Consider the following 5,853-nt stretch of genomic DNA (forward strand, 5'->3'; position numbering starts at 1 on the left):
AAACTCTTGTGTTCTCAAAAAAATTATTATTATTTAATTTTTTTCAAATAATAAAATTACTTAGGTTTGTTTTATCTTGCAAAAACTTGATAAACCGTGTATTCGATTTATCAAGTCATTTTAATACCTTTAGAATACTTTATAAAATAGGTAAAATTGAAGGAACCATATCCTGAATTGTCTTTCCATTACAGGTTTCACCTAATGCTGACATTTTCCACGCACCATTGTGACGATAAACTTTAGCAATAATTAAAGCCGTATAATTACCTTTTGCTGAAAGATTATATTTTGCAATTTCAACATTCGTTGTAGCATCTACAACACGACAAAAAGCATTTTCAACTTTTTCAAAAGTTTGACCACGGAAACTACTGATTGTAAATACAATTGATTTTACTTGGCTAGGAACTTTAGTTAGATCTACATGGATTGCTTCATCATCGCCATCGCCATCACCGGTACGATTATCACCAGAATGTTTGATACTGCCATCACGACTCTGTAATTGACCGAACCAAATGCTATCTAAAGCTTTGTTATTCTGATCAAACATGATTGCAGAGGCATCAAGATCGATCGAATCACCACCACCACCGAACATGCCAAGTAGACCGCCTTTTTTTGCGACATCCCAACCTGCTCCAAGAAATATTTTAGTTAAAGATGAACCATCACCTTTCTCTAAAGAAATTTTTTGACCTTTAACTAAACTAATGCCCATTTAAATCTCCCTCAGTTTGAATTTGAATTGCCACGACCTAAAGCCGTGGCTAACCACTGTAAATAACTCGCACGATTACGCGAACATACAATCACTTTACCATGTCCACGGAACTTAATTACTAAACCTTCCCCACTCGTAAAGCTATTAACAATATTGCCAACAAAGCCACCACCACCTGAACTTGGAATGCCAATATTATAATTTAAGGATGCATCCCATGCCGTAACATGACCATTGTCGATAGTTACTTCACCTTGTTCTGGTGTAATATCTAGCTCGAGTAAAGTTCCACTGCCAGAAATGCAAACTTTACCCTGCCCACTGGTTTCCATAACCACAAAACCTCCCGTGCCCCCAAACAATGCGCCGCCAATATTACTTTGGACTTTTGCTTTAATAATGGTATGTTCAGTTGCTGCAACAAAAGAGCCATCAGATAAAATATACTGTCGTTGACCTACCTCAAGAATCTGCATATCACCATCCAAATTTGGTGATAATAGACACTCTCCTGCACCCTTGACTGCTTTAATTTGCTGTTGAAACAAGGATTCCCCAGAAGTGAATTTACGCATAAAAGCTTGGAAAATTCCGCCACGTAATTTACCGCCGACTTCAAGATTTTGTTCAACCATGACCATGGCATCAGATTCACAATAAATTGCTTCACCTTGCTTCATACTGACATGTAAAAAAGGTTCTGGGCTACCAACAAGATTAAACTCTGCCATTACATTTACCTACCTACTCACGATATTTTTATTTTTTGCTTCTGTTAACCATATCGGAAATTCTTGAAGTAAAAAATCGTACAGCATTGATTCAGAAATACTTTCAATATTGTCTATTTTAAAAAAATTACAATTGTCCACCACTCTCCCTTCCATGGTATCTAATTTTTCTAATACACCATAATTTCTCCCCCCAATCCCTACAAATTGCCAAAATATAGGTTGTGATGAGGCCTCTTGTAAAATCTTTTTAATTTTTCTAGCTTCAGAAACGCCACCATCAGAAATAAAAACAATATATACAGGCAAGTCTGATGGGCTTTCTTTGTTAAAATAACGTAATACTTCTTCAAGAACGGCAGGCTCATTATTATAGCCAGCCCCCGCATTCCATTTTTTATAGCCTCCCTGTTCTGAAGCTATATAACTATTTAAATTGTCAAGACTCACATCATTTAAACGAAGTGCTTTTTCTGCAAATGCCCAACACTCAAAACTACCGTCATCATCAAAATTTAAAGCCAAAGGCATAATTCGATTTAGAACTTGTTGTACCTCACCCGATTTATATTGTTGGCTCATTGAGCCAGAATAATCTAGAACCAAAGCAACACGCGCTTTAATATCCAATAGATTATTTTTTTCTAAACTAATCAATGATTTTTTAGTAATATCAACTAAATAGGGAGCAATTTTTTCAACTTTATCTAAAATAACTTTTTTCTTTAAATCAAGTTTAGAAGCTGTATTCGTAGGAGAGGATATATTTTCAGTAACCTCACCTCCAAAATGCCTAACTAACGCTTTTAATCCACCATTAAAACCTTGTCCTATAGCAGCAATTCGCCACAGATCATTTTTAAAGTAAATTTCAATCAACATGACTGCTTTTTCTTGGCTAAAATCTGATGCATTTAATTGATATATTGCTAATACTTCGCCTTGCTGATTCACAAGATCAATTTGGCCACTTTGAATATTTTGCATAGTTGCCTGGTCATTAGCTACTGTTGCACAAATCACAAATCGGGGGGTCTGTGACACGTCTATTTTATTTAAATCAAAAGTAAACAGATTCAAGTTTCCTTGCTGACTATATTGCACTTCACATTTTGGTGTCTTAAGTTGATTATAAAATGTCATATAATCATCATTGAAAAGTTTATCTTTTTGCCCCACACCAAAACTTGATATATCAACATCAAATGATGCTTTAAATTGAACTCGTAACGTAAATTTCTTATCATTTTGAATAAGTTGATTGAGCGCTATTTTTTGTCCAGAAACTAACTGCATTCTTATTCTCTATTGTAGTACTTGAAAATAATTCAATATAAAAATAATTTCATACCAATCACTTTCAAGTACTAAAAGATCACTCTTTTAGTACTTGATGTGTCGCTTAAACCGCAACACCGTAACTTGCTGCTAAAGCACCTAAACCACCACTAAAGCCTTGACCTACTGCTTTGAATTTCCACTCACCACTGTGACGATATAATTCACCAAAAATCATTGCAACTTCAGTGCTACCATCTTCAGATAGGTCAAAACGAGCTAACTCTTCTGCATTAGCATCTTGGTTAATCACACGTATATATGCTTTATCAACCATACCGAAGTTTTGACTATTTTGCTGACCTTCATGAATAGTTACCGCAAATACAATTTTTGCCACTTCTTGAGGAACTTTAGATAGGTCTACTGAAATAGTTTCATCATCGCCATCGCCATCGCCAGTACGGTTATCGCCATTATGAGTCACTGAACCACATGGTGAAACTTTCTGATTAAAGAAAATAAATTCGCCATCTAAACGAACTTTACCATCTTCACCCGTTAAGAATGCAACAGCATCTAAATCGAATGCTTTACCATCCGTTGCGCGTGGATTCCAACCTAAACCCAAGTCGACTTTACTCATAGTCGGTGCAGTTTTAGAAAGGTTAATATTTCCACCTTTTGATAAATTAATAGCCATTTCTTTGTTTCCTTATCAGATTTACTTTATGAAGATTGCTGCTTTTTACTATATGAAATTGAAGAGATAATAGCCCAAACAATGAAGGCAACACCCACCAATCCTGTAATAACCTCTGGAATATGTAATCCTGTGCCGCTGGCCAACATGATGAACGCAAGTGCACCAATTGCATAGTGTGCACCATGTTCTAAATATACATAGGCATCTAGCGTACCTTTTTCAACAAGATAAATTGTCATTGAACGGACAAACATCGCACCAATTGCAAGGCCAAGCATAATAACTACCACATCACTGGTAATTGCAAAAGCACCGATTACACCATCGAAACTAAAAGATGCATCTAATACTTCTAGATATAAGAAGCCACCGATACCACCTTTGACAATAGTGCCTGTTGCTGATGCACCATTTGATTTTTCAGACTCATCATCATTGCTACTGCCTTCTAATAGATGACCAATTACTTTCACACCCACATACACGACAATGCCCCAAATTCCTGCCATCACAACGACTAAACGTGATGTATCTGGGATATAGCTTGCTAGAATAAGTAGAACAACTAATGAAATAAAGACTGAAATAGCCTGAATATTTCCTAAATCTGCTAGTCTTGATTCAAGCCAATGAAACCAATGTTCATCTTTTTCATCATCAAACAAGAAATTCAAAAATACTAATAATAAGAACATGCCGCCAAATGCTGCAATTTCAGCATGATGAGCCATAAGCTTTTCTGAATAAGACTTAGGATCATTTAACGCTAATTGAGCAACCTCAATCATACTCATGTCCGCAGTCACACCAACAATGAGTAAAGGGAATATCAATCGCATACCAAACACGGCAACGATAATCCCGACGGTTAAAAACAGTGTGCGCCAAAATTGATTCCAATGTTTCAATACAGAAGCATTAACAACCGCATTATCAAAAGATAATGAAACCTCCATCACAGCTAGGATAGAGGTAATAGCCAAGACTTTAAACATGGCCATCAAGCCAGCTTCAGGACCATGTGTGAAACCCCAATATGCTGAAATAGCCAAGCATATAATGGTAAAAATTATCGAAAAACGGAAATGTTTCATTTTTTACCTAATAACAAAGTTTAAATACTAATACCATATTGACCACACATAGCACGTAGACCGCCATTATAGCCTTGACCTACCGCTCTAAATTTCCATTCACCATTATGACGATATAATTCACCAAAAATCATTGCTGTTTCAGTCGAATAATCTTCATTTAAGTCAAAACGGACAATTTCGACATTAGTTTGATCATTGACCACACGAATAAAAGCATTTTGCACTTGACCAAAATTTTGACCACGGCTTTCAGCATCATGAATAGTCACAGTAATGGCAATTTTTTGCACATCAGCGGGAACTTTCGCCAAATTAATTTTAACCGCTTCATCATCACCATCACCCTCACCGGTACGATTGTCGCCGGTATGTTCTACAGAACCTTCTGGTGAACGGGTTTGGTTATAAAAAATAAAATCAGTTTCGCCACGAACTTTATCATTTGCAGCCAATAAAAATGCAGAAGCATCCAAGTCAAAATCTGCACCATCAGTTGCTCGCGCATCCCAACCTAAACCAATCAAAACTTGGTTAAGCGATGGATCTGTTTTACTTAAAGATAGATTTCCAACTTTGTTTAATGAAATAGCCATAATTTTCTCTCTTCTTTATTACATGTAAATTAAATTGATACTGTTAATCTTTTGAGCCTTGGGTCCAGCGAAAACCAAAGCGATAAAACTTATCTAAAAATTGTTGGTCTTTGAAATAACGAACTTCTCGGTTAGCTTGAATAGCACCGTTAACATTTTTTAATTCTATAATTGCACAGGTAGTTAATTGATTACCTTCTGTTAAGCGCACCTCAATTTCCGGTTGATCGGGAATACGAATTGTTACCACGCCATCGGTGGCAGCCCATTGTGCCGCACCTTCATAAATATAAGTGTAAATTACAATGCGCTCAATTCGATCCCATTGAGTGCCGTTAATATGTAAGTTTTCTCCATTTATCGATGCTCCTGTGCGGTCATCGGCTTCTAATTTCATATAGGGAGCGCGATCAAAATTGCCAAATCGGTTTCCAAGCGGCTGTACTAAATCAATGCTGCCATCTTTAAGCTGCACCATCGCACCCAAATCTAGGTCGATTGAATTGGAACGGGTTAATTTTTGAAAAAAGGATTCGGATTTAGGTGCAGATTTATTCCAGTTTAAATTGACTGAAATTTTGCCAAAAGCTGAACCTTTCTTACTAAGATTAATTGTCGAGTTATTTTTATCTAACTTGATTTTGGATAAATTTATATTTGACTTTGTTGGTGTTGGTGTTGGTGTTGGTGTTGGTGTTGGTGTTGGTGTTGGTGAAGTATT

General features: G+C 36.4%; 6 protein-coding genes and 1 pseudogene. All 7 read right to left on the minus strand.

What is annotated here, in order from left to right; translation table 11 throughout:
* Positions 1–139 precede the first annotated feature (139 nt).
* Positions 140–724 carry a TerD family protein gene (locus GBI16_RS17300; RefSeq protein ID WP_123785537.1) on the minus strand — a complete coding sequence of 195 codons (585 nt, stop codon included), beginning with the start codon at positions 722–724 and terminating at the stop codon, positions 140–142.
* Between the two features lie 11 nt (positions 725–735).
* On the minus strand, positions 736–1,458 hold the full coding sequence (locus tag GBI16_RS17305) for a TIGR00266 family protein (protein ID WP_123785536.1): 723 nt from the start codon (positions 1,456–1,458) through the stop codon (positions 736–738).
* A gap of 9 nt (positions 1,459–1,467) precedes the next feature.
* Positions 1,468–2,754, minus strand: a complete 1,287-nt coding sequence (locus GBI16_RS17310) for a VWA domain-containing protein (protein ID WP_123785535.1) — start codon at positions 2,752–2,754, stop codon at positions 1,468–1,470.
* A gap of 106 nt (positions 2,755–2,860) precedes the next feature.
* Positions 2,861–3,439 (minus strand): TerD family protein, encoded by a 579-nt coding sequence (locus GBI16_RS17315; protein WP_123785534.1) that lies wholly within the window; start codon positions 3,437–3,439, stop codon positions 2,861–2,863.
* A gap of 26 nt (positions 3,440–3,465) precedes the next feature.
* Positions 3,466–4,536, minus strand: coding sequence for a DUF475 domain-containing protein (locus GBI16_RS17320; protein WP_123785533.1), 1,071 nt, complete (start codon positions 4,534–4,536; stop codon positions 3,466–3,468).
* 20 nt (positions 4,537–4,556) lie between these two features.
* Positions 4,557–5,132, minus strand: a complete 576-nt coding sequence (locus tag GBI16_RS17325; protein WP_151707545.1) for a TerD family protein — start codon at positions 5,130–5,132, stop codon at positions 4,557–4,559.
* Between the two features lie 43 nt (positions 5,133–5,175).
* Positions 5,176–5,853 (minus strand): annotated as a pseudogene (locus GBI16_RS17330) (tellurium resistance protein); the annotation flags it as partial.

This window comes from Acinetobacter sp. TUM15064, assembly GCF_008980265.1.
Classification (GTDB): domain Bacteria; phylum Pseudomonadota; class Gammaproteobacteria; order Pseudomonadales; family Moraxellaceae; genus Acinetobacter.